Origin of the sequence: Streptococcus handemini (genome assembly GCF_040984445.1) — a bacterium.
GTDB lineage: Bacteria > Bacillota > Bacilli > Lactobacillales > Streptococcaceae > Streptococcus > Streptococcus handemini.
In genome coordinates this window covers 26,586-51,672 of sequence record NZ_JBFRYH010000004.1, presented here as the reverse complement: position 1 = coordinate 51,672, position 25,087 = coordinate 26,586, and the positions used below count along the sequence as shown (strand labels likewise).

The 25,087-nt window shown below is 41.2% G+C and carries 18 protein-coding genes; 16 read left to right on the top strand and 2 right to left on the bottom strand.

The features are described 5' to 3' along the window. The first annotated feature begins 15 nt into the window (after positions 1-15). From ABPH35_RS01230 to ABPH35_RS01190, 9 genes are all read left to right on the top strand, one after another. Positions 16-1,308, top strand: a complete 1,293-nt coding sequence (locus tag ABPH35_RS01230) for an aminotransferase class I/II-fold pyridoxal phosphate-dependent enzyme (RefSeq protein ID WP_368849497.1) — start codon at positions 16-18, stop codon at positions 1,306-1,308. A gap of 349 nt (positions 1,309-1,657) precedes the next feature. Further along, positions 1,658-2,338, top strand: a complete 681-nt coding sequence (locus ABPH35_RS01225) for a CPBP family intramembrane glutamic endopeptidase (RefSeq protein WP_349987896.1) — start codon at positions 1,658-1,660, stop codon at positions 2,336-2,338. A gap of 261 nt (positions 2,339-2,599) precedes the next feature. Beyond that, positions 2,600-3,298 (top strand): CPBP family intramembrane glutamic endopeptidase, encoded by a 699-nt coding sequence (locus ABPH35_RS01220; protein ID WP_349987897.1) that lies wholly within the window; start codon positions 2,600-2,602, stop codon positions 3,296-3,298. Between the two features lie 369 nt (positions 3,299-3,667). Beyond that, the gene (locus ABPH35_RS01215; protein WP_349987898.1) at positions 3,668-5,329 is read left to right on the top strand and encodes a ribonuclease J; all 1,662 of its coding nucleotides are present in this window, start codon (positions 3,668-3,670) and stop codon (positions 5,327-5,329) included. Positions 5,330-5,462: 133 nt separating this feature from the next. Beyond that, positions 5,463-6,248, top strand: coding sequence for an alpha/beta hydrolase (locus ABPH35_RS01210; RefSeq protein ID WP_349987899.1), 786 nt, complete (start codon positions 5,463-5,465; stop codon positions 6,246-6,248). A gap of 97 nt (positions 6,249-6,345) precedes the next feature. Beyond that, positions 6,346-8,262, top strand: coding sequence for an ABC-F family ATP-binding cassette domain-containing protein (locus ABPH35_RS01205; protein WP_349987900.1), 1,917 nt, complete (start codon positions 6,346-6,348; stop codon positions 8,260-8,262). 204 nt (positions 8,263-8,466) lie between these two features. Next, positions 8,467-10,290, top strand: a complete 1,824-nt coding sequence (gene lepA, locus ABPH35_RS01200; RefSeq protein WP_349987901.1) for a translation elongation factor 4 — start codon at positions 8,467-8,469, stop codon at positions 10,288-10,290. 163 nt (positions 10,291-10,453) lie between these two features. Further along, positions 10,454-11,053, top strand: coding sequence for a hypothetical protein (locus tag ABPH35_RS01195; RefSeq protein ID WP_349987902.1), 600 nt, complete (start codon positions 10,454-10,456; stop codon positions 11,051-11,053). Between the two features lie 302 nt (positions 11,054-11,355). Further along, positions 11,356-13,173, top strand: a complete 1,818-nt coding sequence (locus tag ABPH35_RS01190; protein ID WP_368849494.1) for a heavy metal translocating P-type ATPase — start codon at positions 11,356-11,358, stop codon at positions 13,171-13,173. A 348-nt stretch (positions 13,174-13,521) separates the two neighbouring features. On the opposite strand, the gene ABPH35_RS01185 is transcribed toward ABPH35_RS01190, so the two are convergent. Further along, positions 13,522-14,262, bottom strand: a complete 741-nt coding sequence (locus tag ABPH35_RS01185) for an amino acid ABC transporter ATP-binding protein (protein ID WP_349987904.1) — start codon at positions 14,260-14,262, stop codon at positions 13,522-13,524. Next, a complete protein-coding gene (locus tag ABPH35_RS01180; protein ID WP_349987905.1) occupies positions 14,262-16,463 on the bottom strand; it encodes an ABC transporter substrate-binding protein/permease in 2,202 nt (733 codons plus the stop codon). The genes ABPH35_RS01185 and ABPH35_RS01180 overlap by 1 nt, the downstream gene beginning before the upstream one ends. 252 nt (positions 16,464-16,715) lie before the next feature. Here ABPH35_RS01180 and ABPH35_RS01175 point away from each other — a divergent pair, with 252 nt between their 5' ends. The 7 genes from ABPH35_RS01175 (at position 16,716) to ABPH35_RS01145 (ending at position 25,078) form a co-directional block, all read left to right on the top strand. Next, positions 16,716-17,633: a CPBP family intramembrane glutamic endopeptidase gene (locus tag ABPH35_RS01175; protein ID WP_349987906.1), complete on the top strand. Its 918-nt coding sequence runs from the start codon at positions 16,716-16,718 to the stop codon at positions 17,631-17,633. A 389-nt stretch (positions 17,634-18,022) separates the two neighbouring features. After that, on the top strand, positions 18,023-20,011 hold the full coding sequence (uvrB, locus tag ABPH35_RS01170; protein ID WP_349987907.1) for an excinuclease ABC subunit UvrB: 1,989 nt from the start codon (positions 18,023-18,025) through the stop codon (positions 20,009-20,011). A gap of 429 nt (positions 20,012-20,440) precedes the next feature. Continuing rightward, positions 20,441-21,898, top strand: coding sequence for an LCP family glycopolymer transferase CpsA (cpsA, locus tag ABPH35_RS01165; RefSeq protein WP_349987908.1), 1,458 nt, complete (start codon positions 20,441-20,443; stop codon positions 21,896-21,898). Position 21,899: 1 nt separating this feature from the next. Beyond that, positions 21,900-22,631, top strand: a complete 732-nt coding sequence (gene cps4B / locus ABPH35_RS01160) for a capsular polysaccharide biosynthesis protein Cps4B (protein ID WP_368849493.1) — start codon at positions 21,900-21,902, stop codon at positions 22,629-22,631. Positions 22,632-22,639: 8 nt separating this feature from the next. Continuing rightward, complete coding sequence (locus tag ABPH35_RS01155; protein WP_368849492.1) at positions 22,640-23,338, top strand: Wzz/FepE/Etk N-terminal domain-containing protein; 699 nt, start codon at positions 22,640-22,642, stop codon at positions 23,336-23,338. A 14-nt stretch (positions 23,339-23,352) separates the two neighbouring features. Next, on the top strand, positions 23,353-24,054 hold the full coding sequence (locus tag ABPH35_RS01150; protein ID WP_368849491.1) for a tyrosine-protein kinase: 702 nt from the start codon (positions 23,353-23,355) through the stop codon (positions 24,052-24,054). 52 nt (positions 24,055-24,106) lie between these two features. Beyond that, positions 24,107-25,078 (top strand): glycosyltransferase, encoded by a 972-nt coding sequence (locus ABPH35_RS01145; RefSeq protein ID WP_368849490.1) that lies wholly within the window; start codon positions 24,107-24,109, stop codon positions 25,076-25,078. The last annotated feature ends 9 nt before the right edge of the window (positions 25,079-25,087 follow it).

Genomic DNA, 25,087 nt, shown 5'->3' with positions numbered 1-25,087 from the left:
AGAGGGATGATGAATATGACTAGGGATTATTCTTTTGAAACCAAGCAACTTCATGCAGGACAAATCATTGATCCTACAACTAAATCACGAGCAGTGCCCATTTATCAAACGACCTCTTTTGTCTTTGATAGTGCACAAGAAGCAGAAGATATTTTTGCTCTTCGCAAACCTGCCAATATCTATACTCGGATTACCAATCCTACGACGGCTGTTTTTGAAGAGAGAATGGCTGTGCTAGAAGGTGGAGTTGGTAGTCTTGCTACGGCTTCAGGTATGGCGGCTATTACGTATACTGCACTAGCACTTGCTCATGCAGGAGATCATATTGTGTCTGCGACGACAGTTTATGGTGGAACCTTTAATCTTCTTAGTGAAACCCTGCCCCGTTATGGCATTACCACAAGCTTTGTCGATGTGGCAGATTATGAGGCTATCGACCAAGCGATCCAGAAAAATACGAAGTTTCTTTTGGCTGAAACCCTAGGTAATCCTCTTGGGAATGTCGCAGATTTGGAGAAATTAGCTGAGATTGCCCATAAACATCAGATTCCATTGGTTGTCGATAATACCTTTGGGACCCCCTACCTTATCAACGTTTTCTCCCATGGGGTTGATATCGCTATTCATTCTGCAACCAAGTTTATCGGTGGTCATGGAACTACGATTGGTGGTGTGATTGTTGATTCTGGTCGTTTTGATTGGGAAGCGTCTGGTAAATTCCCACAGTTTGTTGAGCTTGATCCGTCTTATCATGGATTGTCTTACACGAAAGATGTCGGGGCAGCGGCGTTTATCACAGCTGTTCGTACACAGTTACTCCGGGATACAGGAGCTTGCATTTCGCCGTTTAATGCCTTCCTCCTAACACAAGGTTTAGAAACCCTATCCTTACGTGTGGAACGGCATGTCGAAAATGCTAAGGCAGTAGCTGAATATTTAGAGAAACACCCTAAAGTAAGGAAAGTGAATTATGCTAGTTTGCCTTCAAGTCCCTACTATGATTTAGCTCAGAAGTATTTGCCATTGGGGGCAAGTTCTATCTTTAGCTTTGAAGTTGAGGGTGGTGCAATAGAATCTCGCAGGGTGATTGATAACTTGGAAATCTTCTCCAACTTAGCAAATGTTGCAGATGCAAAATCATTAGTGGTTCATCCTGCTACGACAACTCATGGTCAGATGTCTGAAGAAGACTTACTCGCTTGTGGTATCAATCCAAGCCAGATTCGATTATCGATCGGCTTAGAGAACGTTAAGGATTTAATTGAAGATTTACAGATTGCCTTGGATAAAGCATTTGAGAATGAATAAATTAAAGGTGTCAAGATCGCGAAAACTAGGCAGTAAAAAAGTTAGGTAATTCCAAGGTATGATTCTCCCTACTCAAGGGAGCATACCTTTTACTATTTCTTCAGTTCTATCGTAGTTATATTGGTCAATGTATTCCTTATTTTCCCACATCGGTATTGTAGAATGCTTGAATGGTAGGCTATAAGAGTAGCAATTTCCTATTGAAGAAGATTTAATGACTATTCAGGAAATAGATAAATATTTTTATAAATAAGTGGTATACTATCCTTAATACAAATGGATACGTAGCTTAAATTTCTTATAAATTTAAGCTAAATATGGCTGTGTTGCACTAGTAAGGAGTTTGATAATGAGTATTTTAAAAAATAGTTGTCGACTAATGATATCAATTATTTGCTTCATATTTTTAAGTGTTTTTATCCAATCTCCGATTATTTCTTGGCTAGATGATGATAGGATTGGAATTAGACATTTATCATCATTTAGTAGTAATGTTGTACGAGTTTGCTTGTTTTTGGGGCTACTACTTATATCTTTGCTTCTGATCCATATTTATGGCAAAAAAATGAGTATTAACCTAAAGGATCAGATTTATGGTAGGATAAACTGGAATAACGTAAAATATATTTCTAAATATTATATGACAACTATTTTAATAACGCTGATTGTTATCATTTTTACTTATTCTAGAGAAGGAAATATTGGTGAACTACCCGATTTTTCAATAAATCCACTCGTTTTTGTGTTGCGTTTATTGACCGCTGTTGTATCACAACCTCTTTTGGAAGAGCTTCTATTCAGAGGTGTTTTACAGGAGAGATTATCACGCTACTCACAGTGGGGAGCACTTGTTTTTAGTTCAATAGTATTCAGTTACTCTCATGATTATCAAACGATTTTGAATTTTCATTTATTTAGTTCTTTCATGTACGGACTAGTTTATATGAAGACGAAAAATGTTAAAAGCGCAATTTTTCTACATTCGCTTCAGAATCTGATGGTTATAGTATCTATTATACTGCTCAACTAAAACAAGCAGTAATGCTTGGTCAAAAGCATTGGACTGTCCTATATTAAAAATAGGAAATACTCTCTTAAAGAAAGTTTGCTTTTTGAGCAGTAGAAGTTCACTATTTAGGAAAGTTAGATGACGGTTTAGGAAATAAGGCTAATAGTTTAGGTCTATATGTTATACTAAACTTGTTAAGGTTGGAAACAGACAACTAAGTTGAGTTTATTAGACGTGTTGCTTAACGTGAGATAGCTGAGATGCAAGGAGGAGGAATAATCAATGCAAAGATTTAAAAATATCATGAAGTTAGTCGCTCTCATCATACTAAGTATACTCATCAATGTATTTCCTATGAGACTGATTGGGACGCAAGAGAGAACGGCAGAACCGATGAGATGGCTAGCGAGTATCGGTTATTTAATTGTGGCGATATCCATTGTCGTAATGGTGTGGAAACAGTATCAAAAGAAATCGAATCATCAACAACCATTCACATTTACTTGGAAAGATTTTGGGGTTGCCCTACTCTTTTATCTTGCCACTCGTGTCGTAGCCATCGGTGGGACAATCCTTATTCAACTGGTCACAGGCAATCAAACTTCTGCGAATGATGCGGCCTTGCTTGCGACAAATGAGCAGGTGATGAAGATGTTTCCACTGTATTTCATAGCCTTTCATGCTGCAATCGGTGTGTTTGCACCAATCATGGAAGAATTGATATTTAGAGGTTTTTTTAGTCGCTATTTCTTCAAGGAACACCATAAATGGTTGAAGTTACTGGTCAGCTCCTCTATTTTTGCTATCCTACATGTTGTTTATCCGATTGAATTTATTACTTATTTTTTACTCGGTGCGATATTCTATCTTGCCTATGCTCGTCGAGGGAATATTGTTGATTCGATTGCTGTTCATCTTCTGAACAATAGCTTGTTAGTTATTTTTTCTGTGGTGAATTATTTGTTGCTACTGTTTAGTTAACATGGAAGGTAGCAATGGGCGTGTCGGCAGTTGGCATGCCATTCGTAATCTGACGTCCAGTACATAACATGACAACAGGTCATGAGGTGGTTGGACTTATCTAGCGATAGAGCAGTTCGCTTTATCGTTTTTTGTGTTTTTAGCGCAGATAGTGGAAAAAATGGCAAAATGACGATGTTATAATCCATCAATATGATAGGGAACACCCAGATAAGAATAGGCTCATAATATGCAAGAGATTTTAAGATAAGTTTTTGTCAATTTCTTGAAAAAAGAGTATAATAGTATAGATATGCAAGAAATTGCAAGACTGTAATTCGACTTGGGACTCCAAGGACCGTTAGTAAAAAATAGAATGAAGGAGTTATCATGAGTGATATCAAAATTATGGCTTTGGGCGGTGTGAGAGAGAATGGGAAAAACCTCTACATCGCTGAAGTCAATGGCATGATTTTCGTCTTAGATGCGGGATTAAAATATCCAGAAAATGAGCAACTAGGCGTTGATGTAATTGTGCCAAATGTCGAGTACTTGGTGGAAAATAAGGAGCGGGTAGCAGGAATCTTCCTGACCCATGGACATGCGGATGCGATTGGGGCCTTGCCGTATGTATTGGAAAATGTGAGAGTACCAGTATTTGGCTCACATTTGACCATTGAATTAGCGAAATTGGTCGTGAAAAATTATAATGCAACCAAGAAATTTAAAGATTTCCATGTGATCAATGCAGGGTCTGAAATTGATTTTGGTGCTTCTGTTGTTTCTTTCTTTAAAACAACTCACTCTATTCCAGAAAGTTTAGGAGTGGTTGTTAAGACAGATGAAGGTAATATCGTCTATACAGGCGATTTCAAGTTTGACCAGGCAGCTGATCCCTTTTACAAGACTGATTTTGGACGTTTAGCAGAAATAGGAAATGAAGGAGTTCTAGCCCTCTTATCTGATTCAGCCAATGCAGATAGCAATATTCAAGTAGCAAGTATGCATGAAGAAGCAGAAGAAATTCTCAATACCATTGCGGATTGGGAAGGGCGTGTCATTGTTGCAGCGGTTGCAAGTAATATCGTGCGAATCCAGCAAATCTTTGATGCTGCTGAAGCAACAGGTCGCCGTATTGTATTGACAGGGCATGATGTGGAGAATATTGTCCGCACAGCCATTGATTTGAAAAAATTGCGGTTGGTTAGCGAGCGTTTGTTGATTAAACCAAAAGAAATGGCAAAATTTGACGATAATGAATTGATTATCTTGGAAACAGGTCGGATGGGCGAGCCCTTGAATGGTTTGCGTAAGATGTCGATTGGCCGCCACCGATATGTGGAAATCAAGGACGGTGATTTAGTTTATATTGTGACAACGCCAACCATTTCAAAAGAGGCAGTTGTTGCGCGTGTAGAAAACATGATTTATCAGGCAGGTGGAGTAGTCAAGTCCATTACGAAAAACTTGCGGGTATCTGGACATGGAAATGCACGTGATTTGCAATTGATGCTTAATATCTTGCGTCCTAAGTATTTGTTCCCAGTCCAAGGGGAATATCGTCAGTTAGATGCCCACGCGCGTGCAGCACTTGAAATTGGTCACTATCCAGAAAATATCTTTATCGTCAAACGTGGGGACATCATGAGCTATGAACAAGGAGAATTTGTCCATAATGGCTCTGTTCCAGCGGGTGATGTCATGATTGACGGAAATGCGATTGGTGATGTGGGTAATATCGTGCTTCGTGACCGAAAAATCTTATCAGAAGATGGTATTTTTATCGTAGCCATTACCGTCAATCGCCGTGAGAAACGGATTATTTCAAAAGCCAAGGTCAATACACGTGGATTTGTCTATGTCAAAAAGAGTAGAGACATCTTGCGTGAAGCTTCTGAATTGGTCAATACAACTGTCGAAAATTACTTTACCAAGGATACGTTTGACTGGGCAGAACTGAAATCATCTGTCCGAGATGAGCTAGCCAAATACCTCTTTGACCAAACGAAGCGACGTCCGGCTATCCTACCGGTAATTATGGAAGTGAAATAAGATAGTCGTCCAGTTTTAATTGATTACGTCGTTAATGCGTGTTACCTAAAATCAAACCATGATAAAATAACATATATGCAAGAATAGAAAAAGGTGGCACATCACCTTTTTCTATTGAATAAAGGAGAAGATAATGGCTTTAATGAGTATTACCTACTATTCGCAAGTGATGGATCTAGACTTGTCCGTGCAGGTCTTGTATCCAGATAAGGGGCGAGTGAATAATCCTGATGATACAGATATTCCTGTCCTCTATCTCCTGCATGGAATGGGAGGTAGGGATACGACTTGGCTGCGCTTAACCGCCTTGGAGCGCTTGGTGAGAAAAACCAATCTCATCGTTGTCATGCCCGATACCCATAATGGTTGGTATGTCAATACCCAGTATGGCTACCCTTATTTTGACGCCCTGGCAGTAGAATTACCAGCTGTTTTGCAGCGCTTTTTCCCGAATATGACGGACAAACGTGAAAAGACTTTTATTGCAGGTCTGTCGATGGGAGGGTATGGCGCTTTGCGTTTGGCCTTAGAAACCAATCGCTTTTCGTATGCGGCTAGCTTGTCAGGTGCTCTAAGTTTTAAAGATTTTGATCCCAGAAAAGAAAGTATGGGCAGTCTTGCCTATTGGACTGGAACCTTTGGGGAAATGACAGACTGGGAAAGTCTAGATAATCCTCACTCCTTGGTGAATCTCGCTAAAACAGCTGACAAAGACACCAAAATGTATATCTGGTGCGGTGAGCAGGACTTTCTCATCGGTGCAAATGATTTTGTAGCGCAAGCTTTTAAAGACTTGGGCTATGATGTAGACTATCAAACAGCACCAGGTAAGCATGAGTGGTATTATTGGGACAAGCAGCTGGAAGTGATTCTAGCTTGGCTACCGATTGATTTTCAATTGGAAGAACGCTTGAGTTAGGATGATGAATCACTGTGTTTTCCTATTCGAATACTTTATAACATGAAGTAGGAAGTGAGCTAGGACTTGAGTCTAGCCTCGTTGGTACAATAAAGACATGATTATTTTACAAGCGAATAAAATTGAGCGCTCCTTTGCAGGAGAAGTGCTCTTTGAAAATATCAATTTGCAGGTGGACGAACGGGATCGGATTGCCCTTGTGGGGAAAAATGGTGCCGGGAAATCGACCCTGCTGAAAATTTTAGTGGGCGAGGAAGCTCCGACCAGTGGCGAAATCAACCGCAAGAAAGATTTGTCCCTGTCTTATCTGGCGCAAAATAGCCGTTTTGAATCCGAAAATACCATTTATGAGGAAATGATGCAGGTCTTTTCTGCTCTTCGTCAGACTGAAAAGCGTTTGCGGGACATGGAATTGAAAATGGGGGAATTGACAGGAATCGAGCTGGATCAATTGATTCAGACCTATGACAGTCTCTCAGAAGAATTTCGAGTGGCAGGTGGCTTTACCTATGAGGCTGATATTCGGGCCATTTTAAACGGCTTCAAGTTTGACGAGTCCATGTGGCAGATGAAGATCGCAGAGCTTTCGGGTGGTCAAAATACTCGCTTGGCCTTGGCAAAAATGTTGCTTGAAAAGCCTGAATTACTAGTGCTTGATGAGCCGACTAACCATTTGGATATTGAAACCATTGCTTGGTTGGAAAACTATCTCGTGCATTACAAGGGAGCTTTGCTGATTGTCAGTCATGACCGCTATTTCCTTGATAAGGTTGCTACGATTACACTCGATTTGACAGCGACTTCTCTGGACCGTTATGTGGGAAATTACTCAACTTTTGTGGAATTAAAAGAGCAGAAGTTGCTGACTGAGTGGCAAAACTATGAGAAGCAGCAAAAAGAAATTGCCAAGCTAGAAGACTTTGTCCAGAAAAATATCGTTCGAGCTTCCACCACCAAGCGAGCCCAGGCTAGACGTAAGCAACTGGAGAAAATGGAGCGCTTGGATAAGCCGACTTTAGGGCAAAAATCTGCCAACATGGCTTTTCACTCGGATAAGACGTCTGGGAATATTGTCTTAACAGTTGAGCAAGCCGCGGTGGGTTACAATAATGAGATTTTATCGGCACCAATCAGCATTGACCAGCGAAAATTAGATGCCATTGCCATTGTTGGGCCTAACGGTATCGGAAAAACAACCCTCTTAAAATCAATTATTGGTCAGATTCCCTTTGTCAAGGGAGAGGCAAAGTTTGGAGCCAATGTAGAAGTAGGCTACTATGACCAGACCCAATCTGCCTTGACTCCGTCTAATTCGGTGTTAGAAGAGCTATGGTCTGCCTTTCCAACGACTCCTGAAGTAGAGATTCGCAATCGTCTAGGAGCCTTTCTTTTCTCAGGTGATGATGTCAAAAAATCCATCTCTATGCTATCAGGTGGTGAAAAAGCACGTGTTCTCCTTGCAAAATTGTCTATGGAAAACAATAATTTTTTGGTGTTGGATGAGCCGACCAACCACTTGGATATTGATAGCAAGGAGGTTTTGGAAGACGCCTTGATTCAGTATGACGGCACCCTGCTCTTTGTCAGCCATGACCGGTATTTCATCAATCGAGTGGCGACCAAGGTCCTTGAATTGTCCGAGACAGGAAGCACCCTCTACTTGGGCGATTATGATTATTATTTGGAGAAAAAAGAGCAGCAGTCAGTAAGCGCGACAGAGCAAAGAGCAGCAATCAGCGCAACGAGTCCTAGTGGTGCGACTGACTACCAAGCGCAGAAAGAAAACCAAAAAGAGCAACGGAAAATCGCCCGTAGGCTTGAGCAAATCGAAGCAGAGATGGAAGAATTGGAAAAGCGTTCAGCCCAACTCCAAGCTGCCATGTTAGAGACTAATGATGTGGGTGAATTAGCAGATCTCCAAAAGGAAATTGAAGCCCTGATCCTTCAGCAAGACCAATTGATGCAGGAATGGGAAGACTTGGCGGAGAAGTTAGAAGAGATGACGGAAAAATAGGGGAGTGGGACACAATCGTGAGTTCATGGAAAGCGATTGTCCTCACTCCTTTATTGCTCGGTTCGGATGGGAAAATGGAGTGATTTTCTAAGGGTGAGATATGTAGAAGAAACAGAAGATTTTCTCAGAAAAGCAGTTCGACTGATATGGTCAAGCGAGCCAAATTTTGGTATAATGAAGAGAATACACCCTAAAGGATGAGATATGAACTTAGAAGATTTAAAGAAACGCCAAGAGAAGATTCGGAATTTCTCCATTATTGCCCATATTGACCATGGGAAGTCCACCTTGGCAGACCGTATTTTGGAAAAGACAGAGACCGTATCAAGCCGTGAAATGCAGGCTCAGTTGCTAGACAGCATGGACTTGGAGCGTGAACGTGGAATTACTATTAAGCTCAATGCCATTGAGTTGAACTATACTGCAAAGGACGGGGAAACCTATATTTTTCACTTGATTGACACTCCGGGGCATGTCGATTTCACCTATGAAGTGTCGCGGTCGCTGGCTGCCTGTGAAGGTGCGATTTTGGTCGTTGATGCTGCGCAGGGAATCGAAGCTCAGACCCTAGCAAACGTCTATCTAGCCCTAGATAATGATTTGGAAATTTTGCCAATCATCAATAAGATTGACCTGCCTGCGGCAGATCCAGAGCGGGTGCGTCAAGAAATCGAAGATGTCATTGGGTTAGATGCAAGTGAGGCAGTACCGACTTCAGCTAAGGCAGGAATTGGAATTGAAGAGATTTTAGAGCAAATCGTAGAGAAAGTCCCTGCTCCGTCAGGAGATGTGACAGCACCTCTCAAAGCCTTAATTTTTGACTCTGTTTATGATGCCTACCGTGGGGTTATCCTACAAGTGCGGGTCATGGACGGTGTGGTGAAGCCTGGTGATACCATTCAAATGATGAGTAACGGTAAGACCTTTGATGTGACAGAAGTCGGGATTTTCACTCCGAAAGCCGTTGGACGGGATTACCTAGCAACCGGTGATGTTGGCTATATCGCAGCCTCAATCAAGACTGTTGCGGACACCCGCGTCGGCGATACCGTGACCCTCGCGACCAATCCAGCCGATGCCCCACTTGAGGGCTATAAGCAGATGAATCCAATGGTCTTTGCAGGGATTTATCCGATTGATTCTAATAAGTACAATGATTTGCGTGAAGCGCTTGAGAAATTGCAGCTCAACGATGCCAGTTTGCAATTCGAGCCAGAAACCTCTCAGGCCCTCGGATTTGGTTTCCGTTGTGGATTTTTAGGGCTCTTGCACATGGATGTTATCCAGGAGCGGATTGAGCGAGAATTCAATATCGACTTGATTATGACAGCCCCGTCTGTAGTCTATCATGTCAATATGACCGATGGTGAGATGCTTGAAGTGTCTAACCCATCTGAATTTCCAGACCCAACCAAGATTGATAATATCGAAGAGCCTTATGTCAAGGCGCAAATCATGGTACCGCAGGAATATGTCGGAGCCGTTATGGAATTGGCACAGCGCAAGCGTGGCGATTTTGTGACCATGGATTATATTGATGACAATCGTGTCAACGTGATTTATCAGATTCCGCTTGCTGAAATTGTCTTTGATTTCTTTGACAAATTAAAATCTTCAACTCGTGGCTATGCAAGTTTTGACTACGAAATTTCAGAATACCGTCCATCGAAATTAGTGAAAATGGATATTCTCCTGAATGGTGACAAGGTCGATGCCCTCAGCTTTATCGTCCACAAAGAATTTGCCTATGAACGTGGAAAATTGATTGTAGACAAACTCAAGAAAATCATCCCACGTCAGCAATTCGAAGTTCCAATCCAAGCCGCTATTGGACAAAAAATCGTAGCTCGTAGCGACATCAAGGCACTCCGCAAAAATGTCCTAGCCAAATGTTATGGAGGAGACGTCTCACGAAAACGCAAACTCCTTGAAAAGCAAAAGGCAGGTAAAAAACGCATGAAAGCCATCGGAAGCGTTGAAGTCCCACAAGAAGCCTTCCTCAGCGTATTGAGTATGGATGAGGAATAAAATAGCACGGGTGTGCTATTTTATCCTGCGCCAAGAAACAAGAAAGCGCAGTAAGTCCGGGGGACTGTTCTATCCCCGAGCCTAGAGATAAGAAAGCAAAGGGTTCCGAGCGCCAGCGCAGGGTTTAATACCAAAATAGGAAAGCTCTAAAAAGGAGGGTGTCATGAAAAAGAACATAGGTATCGTAAGTATGATATTAGTAGCATCGCTGGCCTTGTCAGCCTGTTCGACGAATGATTCAACTTCTACCAAAGATAATAGCCAGCCTGTCTCTAGTTCAAGGCCTGCTGTTTCATCTTCCACGGAGCGGCCTACTAGCCAGGAGTTGCAACGAGTTGGCTCTGATGATTATGGCTATATTGATATTCCTAAAAATTGGCTGCGCTTCACTGACGTAGATAGTGGCGATAGTATCCAGTATACAGATGGTAGTGGCTATAATATCGTGACCCTTAATGGTTATACCCGTGAAAAGGCTAATCTGAATGCTGACGAAGCATTCACAGCCGAAACGATGGCAAATCGTATTGCTTCTGTTTGGCATGAGCATCCTGAGGTAGAAGAAATATGGGGAGACATGCGAGAGGTAGCAGGTCATGAAGCCTTTCAGGTCAATGTTATGTTAAAATCCAAGCAACAGCTAGTCACATGGGTCTTTAAAAAAGATGAAAGGATCTATATGATTGCCTACGAAGGTAGCAAAGAGTCATTAGAGCAGTTTACGCCCTATATTGAAAAAACCTGGAAGGCAAGTAAAGAGTAAAGTCTTTTATTCTGCACTGTGGATTAGAACGTTCAGAAACTTTACATTTACGGATGATTAGTGTATTTTTTCAAAAATAGATTGACAAGCATGTCCCAGAGAGTTACAATATTAATATAAAGTAAATTTATACATACGAACAAGCAGTAAAATTTATTTACGTAGCCGGGTCTATAAGTGTTTAGACAGCAGAGATTGTTTAGTAGTAAAAAGCTGAGCATATCTGTGAGACAGTACAAACTGTCCACAGGTATGCTCTTTTTCAGTTTTAATGGATAGGTGCACATAAAGGAGGAGTATCAATGATAGGAACAAGGGCAGGGAAGTTATTTATGATAGGCTCTATTTGCTTAGGATTTGGGTTGACGATAGAGCGATTTCAATCATTGCTAGGAAAGGGCTTTTTATGTTTAGCTATCGTCTTTTTAAGCTATACTGTCCTTAAAAATGTTTGGTTTGAGCTGGTTTATCATCATGACTTGCAAGTCGATTTGTTGATGATTTTATCGGCAGCGGGAGCGATTTCCATTGAGTATTTTAGTGAAGCTGCCATTTTACTCTTTATCTTTTCTGGTTCCGAGGTGCTGGAGGATTATGTTTATCGAAAATCCTTAAAGACAATGGAGTCTTTGATGACGCAAATCCCTAAGCAAGCCAGTTTAGTCAGAGAAGATGGTGTGACAGTCGTTACAGCTATTGAGCAGATAGAGGTGGGAAATCGATTAGTTGTGAAAAAAGGCGAACAAATCGCCTTAGATGGTATTGCTCAGCAAAAGATGCTGATTGATGAAAGTTTATTGACAGGAGAAAGCCGTCCTGTCGCAAAGGAAATAAATGATGTAGTCTTCGCAGGAACATTAAATATTGGAGAAACGAGTACCTATTTGGTTCGGAAGAAAAGTAGCGAATCTGTCTTTTCGCATATCGTGGAGCTGGTTGAGCAAGCCAGTAGGAGCCAAAGTAAGCGAGATAAGTTTCTTCATCAGTTGCAGAAGAGCTATGTGATTGGTGTTTTAGGTGTTGTCATTTTGTTTATTATTGGCTTGATTCAGTTTCAACAAGTGTCTTTTGCACAGGCATTTTATCGCGGAATGATACTGCTAACAGTGGCTAGCCCTTGCGCTCTAATCGCTTCTATAACACCAGCTATGCTGAGTGCCATGAGTTTTGGAGCTAAGAATGGTATTCTGATTAAGAATGGAGATGCCTTAGAAAAGATGAGTCAGCTTTCTATCCTTTTTAGTGATAAGACAGGAACTCTGACAGAGGGGCAATTTCGGGTGAGTGACTATTACTTGGAGAATAGTCGTTTACTACCCTATATTGTATACATGGAACAACAATCTTCTCATCCGCTTGCCCAATCGATTGTATCTCATTTTAAGGGGCAGTCAACCTTGTCTCCTTCTCAGAAATTCTCTGTTCAGGAAATAGCTGGCTACGGTATCCAAATGGGAGATATCTCGATTGGAAATAAGCGCTTTGTCGAAGACTTCTTAGATAGCCAGGATTATTTGACGAAAGAAAGCCAAGGCACATTATTATTTGTCGCTCAGAAAGAGGAGGTTGTTGGCTATATTGAATTGGTGGATACTGTTAGAAAAGAAGCCAAGGAAATGATTCAAACCTTGAGACATGAGGGAGTAGAGGTTGTCATGTTGACTGGTGACCGAAAAGTTGTGGCTAGTAAGGTGGCAGAAGAGTTACAGATAAAAACATTCCATGCAGAATGTTTACCAGAAGATAAGGTCTCTTATATGAAACAACAAAAAACAGGGGACAACATTGTCGGAATGATTGGAGACGGAATCAATGATGCGCCCATTTTAGCCAATGCGGATATCAGTATTGCGATGGGAAGTGGTACAGATATTGCGATGGACGCAAGTGATGTGATTGTGACGCAGAATAATCTCCAAAAAATTGGTCTACTTTTTAAACTCAGTAAATACTACAGTAAGATAACACGGTTCAATATTCTTTTTTCAGTTGGTGTCATCCTTCTGTTAATTTTGCTTAATTTGCTCGGTTATTTGGATTTAACGCAAGGTGTTTTTTTCCATGAGACATCCACTATTTTAGTGATTTTAAATGGCCTACGGCTCCTATCATTTGAGTAGAAAGTGATTCAAGAAGCATTGTATTGACCAAGTTTCACTCAACTCCGCCGAGAAAGTTGATTACTTCTAGTTGTAATACTCTATTACTATCAAAATGAGCATTTTTCGATACCTTATTAGATAGTGCGGACGCAAGCAACCTCCTCACTAGTTGAGGATTATTTCATAATCCTTATTTTCAACCTGCCACAAGCACTATCCTAGCTTTGTCAATGCAACTAATTTCTATTTTTAAGGTTATAAATGGTGACTAAGTGGGTTATTTTAGTATACAAAGCTAACAATAGAATAGGAAGCCTACAAAAATTCCTCTCTGGTAAACAGAGAGGAGTGGCTATATGATTATGATTATACATTCAAGACTTTATCAAGGAAGTCTTTGAGGCGTGGGTGTTGTGGATTGTCAAAGATTTGTTCTGGTGTGCCGTCTTCGAGGAATTCCCCACCATCTGTAAAGATAACACGGTTGGCAACCTTACGAGCAAATCCCATTTCATGGGTGACAATCAGCATGGTCATACCTTGCTCAGCCAAATCTTTCATAACATTCAGTACGTCCCCAACCATTTCAGGGTCAAGGGCTGAAGTCGGCTCATCAAAGAGCATGATATCAGGATTCATTGCAAGGGCGCGAGCAATCGCCACACGTTGCTTCTGACCACCAGACAGGCTATCAGGCATAGCATCGCGCTTATCTGCAAGACCAACCTTTTCTAGCAATTCCATGCCGACTTTTTCAGCTTCAGCCTTATCCATTAGTTTATGCTGAATAGGTGCAAAAGTGATGTTATCTAAGACAGTCATGTGTGGGAAAAGATTGAAGTGCTGGAAGACCATTCCGACATTGGAGCGGAAAGTGTCAAGATCTGTCTTAGGATCTGTTAAATCAAATCCATCCACCGTTACCTGTCCGCTTGTAATCGTCTCAAGCAGATTCATGGTTCGTAAGAAAGTTGATTTACCAGAACCAGAAGGGCCGATGATACAGACCACATCTCCCTCGTAAAATTTGGCGGTAATGCCTTTTAATACTTCGTTTTCGCCATAAGACTTATGCAAGTCATGGACGTTGATTTTTAATTGAGCCATTAGTTACCTCCTTTTTCAAGTTTACGTGCAAGACGAGTTAAGAGTGTAATGACAATCAAGTAGATAATAGCAAGGATTGCATACATACGGAAGGATTGATAATTCCGAGCAATGATGATTTTACCAGCTTGGAACAATTCTACCAAACCAATCGCTGAGATAATAGTCGTATCTTTCAGGGTAATGACAAATTGGTTGATAAAGTTTGGTAACATCAATTTTGCAGCCTGCGGCAAGATTATCTTGCGCATGGTTGTACCATAGGAAATTCCCAAACTACGTGAGGCTTCCATTTGTCCGACAGGAACAGCTTGAATACCACCACGAACAATCTCAGCAATATAGGCCCCTGAATTGAGGGAAAGGGCAATCGTACCAGCCACAAAATCGTTGATTGGTGACTGTTGGCCTGTCATGGACTCAATCAAGTTTGGAATGCCCCAAAAGATGAAGGCTGCGACAATCATTAGAGGAATACCACGAACTACATCGACAAAGACAGAAGCAATGACACGAAGTGTCTTAAATGGGCTAACTGCAAACATTCCAAAGATAATTCCGATGACAATCGCAATCGCAAAGGAAAGAAGGGCTAAGCCAATGGTAATCCCAAGACCTGAAAGCAACTGACCGTAGTTATTTTTTAATAAGCCCCAAATGGTCGACTCATCAACTGTTGAATCAGTAGCTGAACTTGTATTTTCGCTAGCATTGAAATATTTATTCATGATTTCATCGTATTTGCCAGATTTGACCAATTCAGCCAATCCATTGTTGAACATTTGAATCAACTCAGGATTGCTGCCTTTTTTCACGGCAAATCCGAGATTACCAGTTGCAATTCCTTCGACTGGTGTCTCAAAATCACGTCCTTGTTGAATGGCATAAAGAAGCACCGCTTCGTCATCCATCAAGGCATCGATAGAGCCAGAATTTAAGCTATCATACATCGTAGAAGCTTCGTCAAAGGCTTTCACGCTATAACCGTATTTGCTAGCATTTTCTTCCAAGTAAGTATAAGACGAAGTACCATTTTTCGCACCGACTGTCTTGCCAGAAAGAGATTCGTAACCAGAAATACCGCTCCCTTTTTTGACCGCAAGACGAATGCTAGATGTGTAGTAAGCATCTGAGAAATCAAATATTTTCTTACGAGCATCTGTGATGGTCATTCCTGCAATCACAGCGTCTGCTTGTCCTGCCTGTACCGCATTGAGTGCAGCATCGAAACCAGGATTTTGAATGGTCACTGTGAATCCTTGCTGCTCGGCAATCGCCTTAATCAACTCCATGTCAATTCCAGTATATTTTCCATCTTGTCCCTGGTATTCAAATGGAGCAAAAGAAGAATCAGACACAATTGTATAAGATGCCTTGACTGGAGTCGCAACCGCGCCAACTGTTCCACTTAGACTAAGAAGTGAGCCATAATCAGAAGGATTTGTAGCTGATGCACTTGCTCCTCCTAACCATTTTTTCATGATGCGATCATAAGTACCGTCTTTTTTCATGGCAGCGAGAGCTTTATTGAAATCCTCAATCAGTGATTCGTATTGGCTACCTTTTTTGACTGAAAATCCAAATGAACCAATCGCTTCACCCTTCATGTTGATAGCTAGATCTTGTCCTTTTTGAATAGCGTATTGAATGACTGCCTCATCGTCCATCACGGCATCAACTGCACCAGCAGATAGGCTATTATACATGGTATCGCCTGCATCAAAGGTTTTAATAGTATAGCCATACTCATTCTTGTGCTCGTCGAGGAAGTTTTGGGCAGCCGTACCATTTTTAACACCGACTGTTTTTCCTTTTAATTGAGTATAGTCAGAAACAGGGGACTTTTTAGCCGTTGCAATGACAATTTTTGTATCAAAGTAAGGATCTGAGAAGGTGAAAACTTTTTTACGAGCTTCTGTAATCGTAGTTCCTGCCATGAGGGCATCGGCTTGTCCTGACTGAACGGCGTTAACAGCTGCATCAAAGCCAGGGAAGCTCTTGTTGATTGTCCAGTTTGAACGTTTAGCGACTTCGTCGATAATGTCCACATCCAGTCCTTTGTAGACCTGATCGGCATCCTTGAATTCAAATGGGGCATAGGTCGAGTCGAATGCAATATCAATTGTATCGTCTGCCTTTACTGGTGTGAAGAGAAAGAATAGTGGCAGAAGAGCTGCCAAAGTCAACCATTTTTTCTTCATTTCAATTCTCCTTTTCTAAATATATAGGAAATATTTTACCCCAAAGGGGGCCGAAAAGCTATTTTCAGAATATTTTCCTACTATATTTCTAAAATATACTGGATAGTATACCATAATTTTATCTATTTGCAAAGTCAGTATGTTAGAAGATGTTACATAACTATGTTTTGTCTCCTTTTGTCCAAAATCCATTGCTTCTCCAAGTAAAAAAGGTTAAAATAAAAGCAGAAAAAGTGTGAAAGAGAGATTGTCATGGAAAGAAATAGAATGTTGCAAGCAGTAGCGATTCAACCGACTAAAGTCTTAAATTGGCTTTATGCGCTTTTTATACCGTTCTTTATGCAATTTATTTTGCTGGTAGGTTCTTTTGTAGGAGCAATCGTCTTAGGGATAGTAGTCGGAGTGTTTCAAACCTTATCTCCTACCACTCCATTTCAGGGTGTCTTTGATGTGTTGGATCCCATCTTCATCCAATTGCTCATTTTTGCCTTTCCGTCTGCCTTAATCATGCTCTGGGTACGGTTTGGGGAAAAACGCCCTGTCTCTGGACTTGGTCTTTATCAAAAGGGAGCGGTGAAGGAAGTAGCTAAAGGGCTAGGGGTTGGGATTCTCCTTATCTCAGTAGTAGTTTTCCTGCAATATATAACAGGAAGCATTCACCTAACAGGCATCCATGTCTCTGTGGCTACTGTACTGAATTTCCTTTTGATTTTTCCATTTTGGTTTATCCAAAGTGGGACGGAAGAACTCGCCACTCGTGGTTGGATCTTTCCCGTTGTGTCAAGAAAGACGAATCTTCCTATCGGACTAGCGACATCTAGTATGTTATTTGCCCTTCTTCACTTGGGAAATCCTTCCGTTAACTGGATTGCTTTGGTCAATATTGACCTGTTTGGTCTCTTTGCCTGTCTCTATGTCTTAAAAACAGACAATATCTGGGGTGTCTCAGCTATCCATGCTGCTTGGAATTGCTTCCAAGGAACGGTATTTGGTGTCAATGTCAGCGGTATTACGATTTCCTACTCATTGATGAGATTTGAGCCAAGCACAGCCCCGGTTTATCTATCGGGTGGTGAATTTGGGGCAGAAGGCAGTATCATTGCTTCGATTGTTTTAACAATCGGCTGCCTGTATCTCGCTTGGGACCTATATAAAAGAAGAGCTTCATAAGCTCTTTTGAGCTTCATAAGCTCTTTTTAGAATGTAGACAAACCTCACAATTCAGAAAAACATTACAATGATAGTTAATTTTCTGTAGTTTCAAGCTTAGAACACTTGCGAGCTTAGCGAGCACAATACCGCCACCACCGCCGTGCTAAAAGTGACAAAAGTCATGATTTCGTTGAAATCGATTATCCTCACTCCCTTGTTTCTGGACTCGGGCTAAAAGAATCCATACTCCGAAGGAAGTCGCTGATGTCCAAAAGCACATAAGGTTGGTGGCAATAAAAAGACTGTTTCTTCAAGCTGAGAAGAGCTTCTCAAGTTCTTTTTAGCTGGCATTTTCAAAAGCAGTCAATCTGTATCATTTATGATAAAATAGGAGAGTGAGGTGACCTATGATTGATAGAAGAACAACAAATAAATTTAAACTAGTATCCAAATACCAGCCGTCGGGTGATCAGCCGCAAGCTATTGAAACTTTAGTAGACAATATTGAAGGTGGGGAAAAGGCTCAGATTTTACTAGGGGCAACAGGAACGGGAAAAACCTATACCATGAGCCAAGTGATTGCTCGGGTCAATAAACCCACCCTTGTCATTGCCCATAATAAGACGCTAGCAGGACAACTCTACGGCGAGTTCAAAGAATTTTTTCCTGAAAATGCAGTGGAATACTTTGTATCCTACTATGACTATTATCAGCCTGAAGCCTATGTGCCGTCCAGTGATACCTATATTGAAAAGGACAGCTCGGTCAACGATGAGATTGATAAACTCCGCCATTCGGCAACCTCAGCCCTTTTAGAGCGCAATGACGTAATTGTGGTCGCTTCCGTTTCCTGTATCTATGGTTTGGGATCGCCCAAGGAATACGCAGATAGTGTGGTCAGTTTACGTCCGGGGCTTGAAATCTCACGAGATAAATTGCTCAATGAGTTAGTGGACATTCAATTTGAACGCAATGATATTGATTTTCAACGCGGTCGTTTTCGTGTCCGAGGCGATGTCGTTGAAATTTTCCCAGCCAGTCGAGATGAGCATGCTTTTCGAGTAGAATTTTTCGGTGATGAAATCGATCGGATTCGTGAAATCGAAGCTCTGACAGGCCAAGTCTTGGGAGAAGTAGACCACTTGGCTATTTTCCCTGCTACGCACTTTGTGACCAGTGATGATTATATGGAAACGGCAATCGCCAAAATCCAAGCAGAGCTAGCAGAACAACTTGAAGTGTTTGAAAAAGAAGGAAAACTCCTTGAAGCCCAACGCCTCAAGCAGAGAACAGAGTATGATATTGAGATGCTTAGAGAAATGGGCTATACCAATGGCGTGGAAAACTATTCTCGACACATGGATGGCCGTAGTGAAGGAGAGCCACCCTATACCTTACTTGATTTCTTCCCCGATGATTTTCTGATTATGATTGATGAAAGCCACATGACCATGGGGCAGATAAAAGGCATGTACAACGGAGACCGTTCGCGTAAGGAAATGCTGGTTAATTACGGTTTCCGCTTACCGAGCGCCCTTGACAACCGTCCCCTACGTCGTGAGGAATTTGAAAGCCATGTTCATCAAATTGTCTACGTGTCTGCAACACCAGGAGATTACGAAAATGAACAGACAGATACTATTGTCGAGCAAATCATTCGTCCAACAGGACTTCTTGATCCAGAAGTCGAAGTCCGTCCAACTATGGGACAGATGGATGATTTACTAGAGGAAATCACGCTACGAGCAGAAAAAGGGGAGCGCACCTTTATCACCACTTTGACCAAGAAAATGGCTGAAGACTTGACCGACTATCTCAAAGAAATGGGGGTTAAGGTCAAGTACATGCACAGTGATATCAAGACCTTGGAGCGGACAGAGATTATTCGTGACTTGCGCTTGGGAGTTTTTGATGTTCTCATCGGAATCAACTTATTACGGGAAGGAATTGATGTGCCAGAGGTCAGTCTGGTTGCGATTCTGGATGCAGATAAGGAAGGTTTTTTGCGCAATGAGCGTGGGTTGATACAGACCATTGGACGTGCGGCCCGAAATAGTGAGGGGCATGTCATCATGTATGCGGATAAAATCACAGATTCGATGCAGAGAGCCATGGATGAAACTGCCCGCCGTCGCCAGATTCAAATGGAATACAATGAAAAACACGGCATTATTCCACAGACAATCAAGAAGGAAATCCGTGATTTAATCAGCGTAACGAAAAGCGTTCTGCCTGATAAGGAAGAAACAGTGGAAATTGAATGCCTCAACAAGCAAGAACGCCGTGAGATGGTGAAGAAACTAGAAGGCCAAATGCAAGAAGCAGCAGAATTGCTCGACTTCGAATTTGCTGCCCAAATCCGCGATATGATATTAGAAATCAAGGCGTTGGACTAAATTAGTATAGGAAAAATGAAACACAGGACAGTAAAACTTCTGTGTTTTTATTTGTCTAAAAAGAATAATTATGCAGAATGTATACTGCTCTCCCACTGGTTTTATACAGATGTTCGCCAACAGTTCATAGTTTGAAGTCTAAAGCTAAAAATTTGATTTTTGTCGGGGGAGGGTGTATAATAAAGTGTTAAGTACTCGTTTTGTGTCGATTGTGAAAGTTTATACAGTTTTTGAAAGCAAGAAAAGCTAAATAGTTGATTTTTGTCGGGGGGGGGGGTATATAATTAATTTTTATATAGTTGCCTTGATTAAATGTAGATGTCTTTATTCTAGTAGTTAAAGAGGCTTTGCTAGGTATAGAAGTGCAGGCAAGGCTTGCATTTTTGTGTTGTGAATCAGTTAATTAGAAAGCAGGAATGTTGAAGTAGTATGAATTATAAAGTAGTGACCTCGTCTAGACGAAAGAGGAGGAAAAGATTAAAGATTGTGAATGGAGCGCTGTGGATTGTAGCAGCCCTCCTAAATGTCTTTCTACTGTATTCCATCTTCCAATATAAGTTACTATCCCTGTATCATCTGGATAGTATCCTTTCAGTCGTCTCAGTTGTCCTGCTTTTAGTGTTGGGCTGGCTGATGTTGAAAAAGAAAGCTCAGCTGACGACTCTACTTGTCTTGGGCTTGCTGATTGTCGTTGAGGTTGCAGGAGTGTATGCTTTCAAAGAAGTAGTAGATCTCACCGAGCACATTACCTCAAGTGCCAATTATTCAGAGTACGAGATGAGTGTGGTGACCTTGGCAGATAGTGAATTGACCGACATTCGGGAGGTCAAGTCAGTAGCAGCTCCTACAAGTATTGATGGTGAAAATATCACTAAATTGCTTGAAAACATTCAGCAAAACAAGCAAGTAGCGCTAGAGGTTACCCCCTCTTCCTCTTATTTAGCTGCCTATCAAGCCCTGCTAAGGAAAGAAACTCAAGCCATCGTCTTGCATAGCGCTTTTGAGGATATTATTGAAAGTCAAGATCCTGACTATGCCTCTAAGATAAAAAAATTATATACCTTCAAGATCAATAAAAAAATCGAAAAGGCTCAAGCAGATACCCTTGGCGATACAATGAATATCTACGTCAGCGGAATCGATACCTATGGGCCGATTTCATCGGTTTCACGTTCGGATGTGAATATCATCATGACGGTGAATCGCGCGACCAAAAAAGTATTACTCACTACCACACCGCGTGATGCCTATGTGCCAATCGCAGATGGGGGCAATAATCAAAACGATAAGCTGACCCATGCTGGAATTTATGGTGTAGATGCGTCTATTCATACCTTGGAAAATCTTTATGGAATTCACATGAATTACTATATCCGTCTGAACTTTACATCATTTTTACAGTTGATTGACTTGGTCGGTGGAGTGGATGTCATCAATGACCAAGAATTTACAAGTCTTCATGGGAAATATCACTTTCCAGTAGGAACGGTGCATCTTGATTCTAATCAAGCACTGGGATTTGTACGCGAACGCTATTCACTTCAAGGCGGAGACAACGATCGTGGAAAAAATCAGGAAAAGGTCATCGCAGCAGTCATCAAAAAATTAACCTCGACGGATGCCTTGAAAAATTATAAGGGAATTATTTCTGGTCTTCAACACTCTGTTCAAACCAATATGGACTTAGAGACGATGGTGAGTTTGGTCAATTCACAATTGGCTTCTAACCAAGGCTACACAGTAACGTCACAGGCAGTTTCTGGAACAGGTAGGATGGACTTGCCGTCCTATGCGATGCCAGATGCGGCTTTATACATGATGCAGTTGGATACCACCAGCTTGGATACTGCTAAAAATGCCATTCAAGCTGTGATGGAAGGGAAATAAGATGATTGATATTCACTCACACATCGTGTTTGATGTGGATGATGGCCCTCGTAATCTTGAGGAGGCAAGAGCTCTCCTTGAAGAAAGCTACCGTCAAGGAGTACGAACGATTATTGCGACTTCACACCGAAGGAAGCGAATGTTTGAGACTCCAGAAGAAAAAATAGCTGCGAACTTCAGAGAAGTTCAAACACTTGCTCAGGAAATTGCACCGGATTTAACGATTTTATATGGGGCAGAAATTTATTATACTAGCGATATTCTGGAAAAACTGGAGAAAAAATCCATTCCAACCCTTGCAGGGACTAGCTATGTCCTGATTGAATTTAGCATGAATACACCATACAAGGACATACAGGCAGGACTTAGTAATCTATTACGCTTGGGTTTAACACCTGTACTAGCCCATATTGAACGCTATCATTGTTTAGAAAAGGATGCGAAAAAGGTACAAGAGTTGATTGCCATGGGCTGTTACATGCAAATCAATAGTTCCAGTGTCCTCAAACCAACATTATTTGGCGACAAGTACAAGTTTATGAAAAAACGGGCACGCTTTTTCCTTGAGCATAGTCTGGTACATTTTGTAGCTAGTGACATGCATAGTGTCGAGCAACGAACGACTTACATGGCTCAGGCTTATGAGAGGATTTTAACGCAGTATGGGAAATCATACGCTCAGAAGCTATTTAAAGAAAATCAGCAACGATTGTTAATAGATCAACTTATATAGGAGAAAAAATGAATCAACAAGCAACTCCAGAGGTAGAAATCGATATTCTAGCCTTGTTCCGAATGATTTGGAAAAAGAAGTTTTTAATTTTTGTCTTTGCAACTCTAGTCGGTGTCCTTGTCTTTGGTTACAATGTATTGTTGGCAAGTCCAAGTTATGATAGTACAACACGGATTTATGTTGTTAATCGCCAAAATAATGATGTGGGGACCATTACCAATCAAGATTTACAAGCTGGTTCCTATCTCGTAAAGGACTACAAGGAAATCATCCTGTCACAAGATGTGCTACGGAAGTCCATAGAAGAATTAGGGCTAGGCCTGACACCGAGTGCCCTAGCTAATAAAATAAACGTTGTCGTTCCAGCAGACACACGGATTATCTCGATCACTGTATCTGATAAAGACCCAGAAGAAGCAGCACGGATTGTCAATACCTTCCGCCAGAAAGCCTCAGAAAAAATTATCGAGGTGACAAAAGCTGCAGATGTTACAACGGTTGACGAAGGGGTAGCAGCCATGTCCCCATCTTCGCCTAAGGTAAAGCGCAATACAGCACTTGGTTTCTTGGCAGGTGGCTTTGTGATGATTGTCGTAGTCGTTGTAGCCGAAATCATCGATGATCGAGTGAAAAGACCTGAAGATATTGAAGAGACGATGGGGATTACGTTGCTTGGCATCGTACCAAATATTGACACGCTAAAGTAAGGGGAAGGGAAGAGATGCCAGTTTTAGAGTTAAATCAGAAGAAATTAGTAAATTTCAAAAAAGCAGAAGAATACTACAATGCTCTCCGCACCAATATTCAGTTAAGCGGGACGGATATAAAGATTATAGTCATCAGTTCTGTTGAGCCTGGTGAGGGAAAGTCAACTACCTCAACCAATCTGGCGCTGTCCTTTGCACGTGCAGGATACCGCACCTTGTTATTGGACGCTGATATTCGAAATTCAGTCCTATCCGGTGTTTTTAAGGCACGTGAGCGGATTACAGGACTAACAGAATATCTAGCAGGCACAGCTGATTTGTCGCATGGACTTTGTGAGACTGGGCTTGACAATCTATTCGTGATACCGGCAGGTGGGACTTCACCTAATCCGACTGCTTTATTGCAAAGTAAACATTTTGGCAAAATGATGCTGATTTTACGACAACACTATGACTACGTTATCGTAGATACACCGCCGTTAGGTCTTGTCATCGATGCAGCGATTATTACCCAAAGTTGCGATGCGAGCATCTTGGTGACAGAAGCTGGAGCTGTTCGTCAAAAAGTCTTGACTAAGGCAAAAGAACAGCTGGAGCAAACGCGTAAACCCTTTTTGGGAGTTATCTTAAACAAATACAATGCAAAATTAGATAAATATGGCGCTTATGGCGCATATGGTTCCTACGGTAATTATGGAAATTACGGGAAGAAATAAGAAAGTTTAGGGAAAGCGGAAAATATATAGTATAAAACCAAGGAGATGTGTTATGCAACCGTTAGTGAGTGTTGTTGTACCGATTTACAATGTAGAGTTATATTTAGAGGAGTGTATACAAAGTTTAGTGAGACAAACGTATCAACATATCGAAATTTTATTAGTTGATGATGGAAGTACGGATGATAGTGGTCAGATTGCCCGCCAATATAGTGAGCAATATGACCATATCATTTATCTCTACAAGGAAAACGGGGGTCTTTCAGATGCCCGAAATGCAGGAATCGATGCCAGTCAAGGAGAGTATTTGTCCTTTGTCGATGCAGATGATACGGTCGATGAACGCTATGTTGAATATTTAGTAGAAGCCATTGATACCACACAAGAAAATGCCATATCTGTTGTTGGATTTGATGCCATTGGTGAAGGAAGAAAGATTGACATAAGGCAACAATTCTCTGGAGAGTTAGAAGAACTATCTACTGAAGAGGCCTTACTCAAAATGTATGAACTGAAAAATTACAGTACAATTTTTGTATCCTCTTGGGGGAAGTTGTTTCAGAAGTCTATATTTGACCAATTTAGGTTCGAACGTGGAAGGATATTCGAAGATCAATTTTTTAATTTTAAAGCCTATATTAGTGCTTCGTCCATTCGCTACAAAGATTATGCTTTATATCACTACAGAGCTCGTCCGAACAGTATTGTGGATAAAATGCAAAGACAGTTTTCTAGTAAGAATTTAGATATTTTGCTGATGTGGACAGAAAGGATTACCTATGTTGAACAGCTCGGGGGGGGGGGGAGGGGATTCCCTGATTTTTTAGAAGAATCTAAGTTTCGTTATTTACAGGCCTACTATCGTTTGAAAAAGTTATCACAGCTGTATGATGTGCTTTTTGAAGAGGACCAGTACTTAAATCCACGCAAAGTATTCCGAGAAATATTTCCGAAAGTAAGTCTCAAAGATAAAGTACGCCTTCTCAGGTTTAGATATCTCTTACGATTTAAAATCTTTTTATAGAGGAGAATG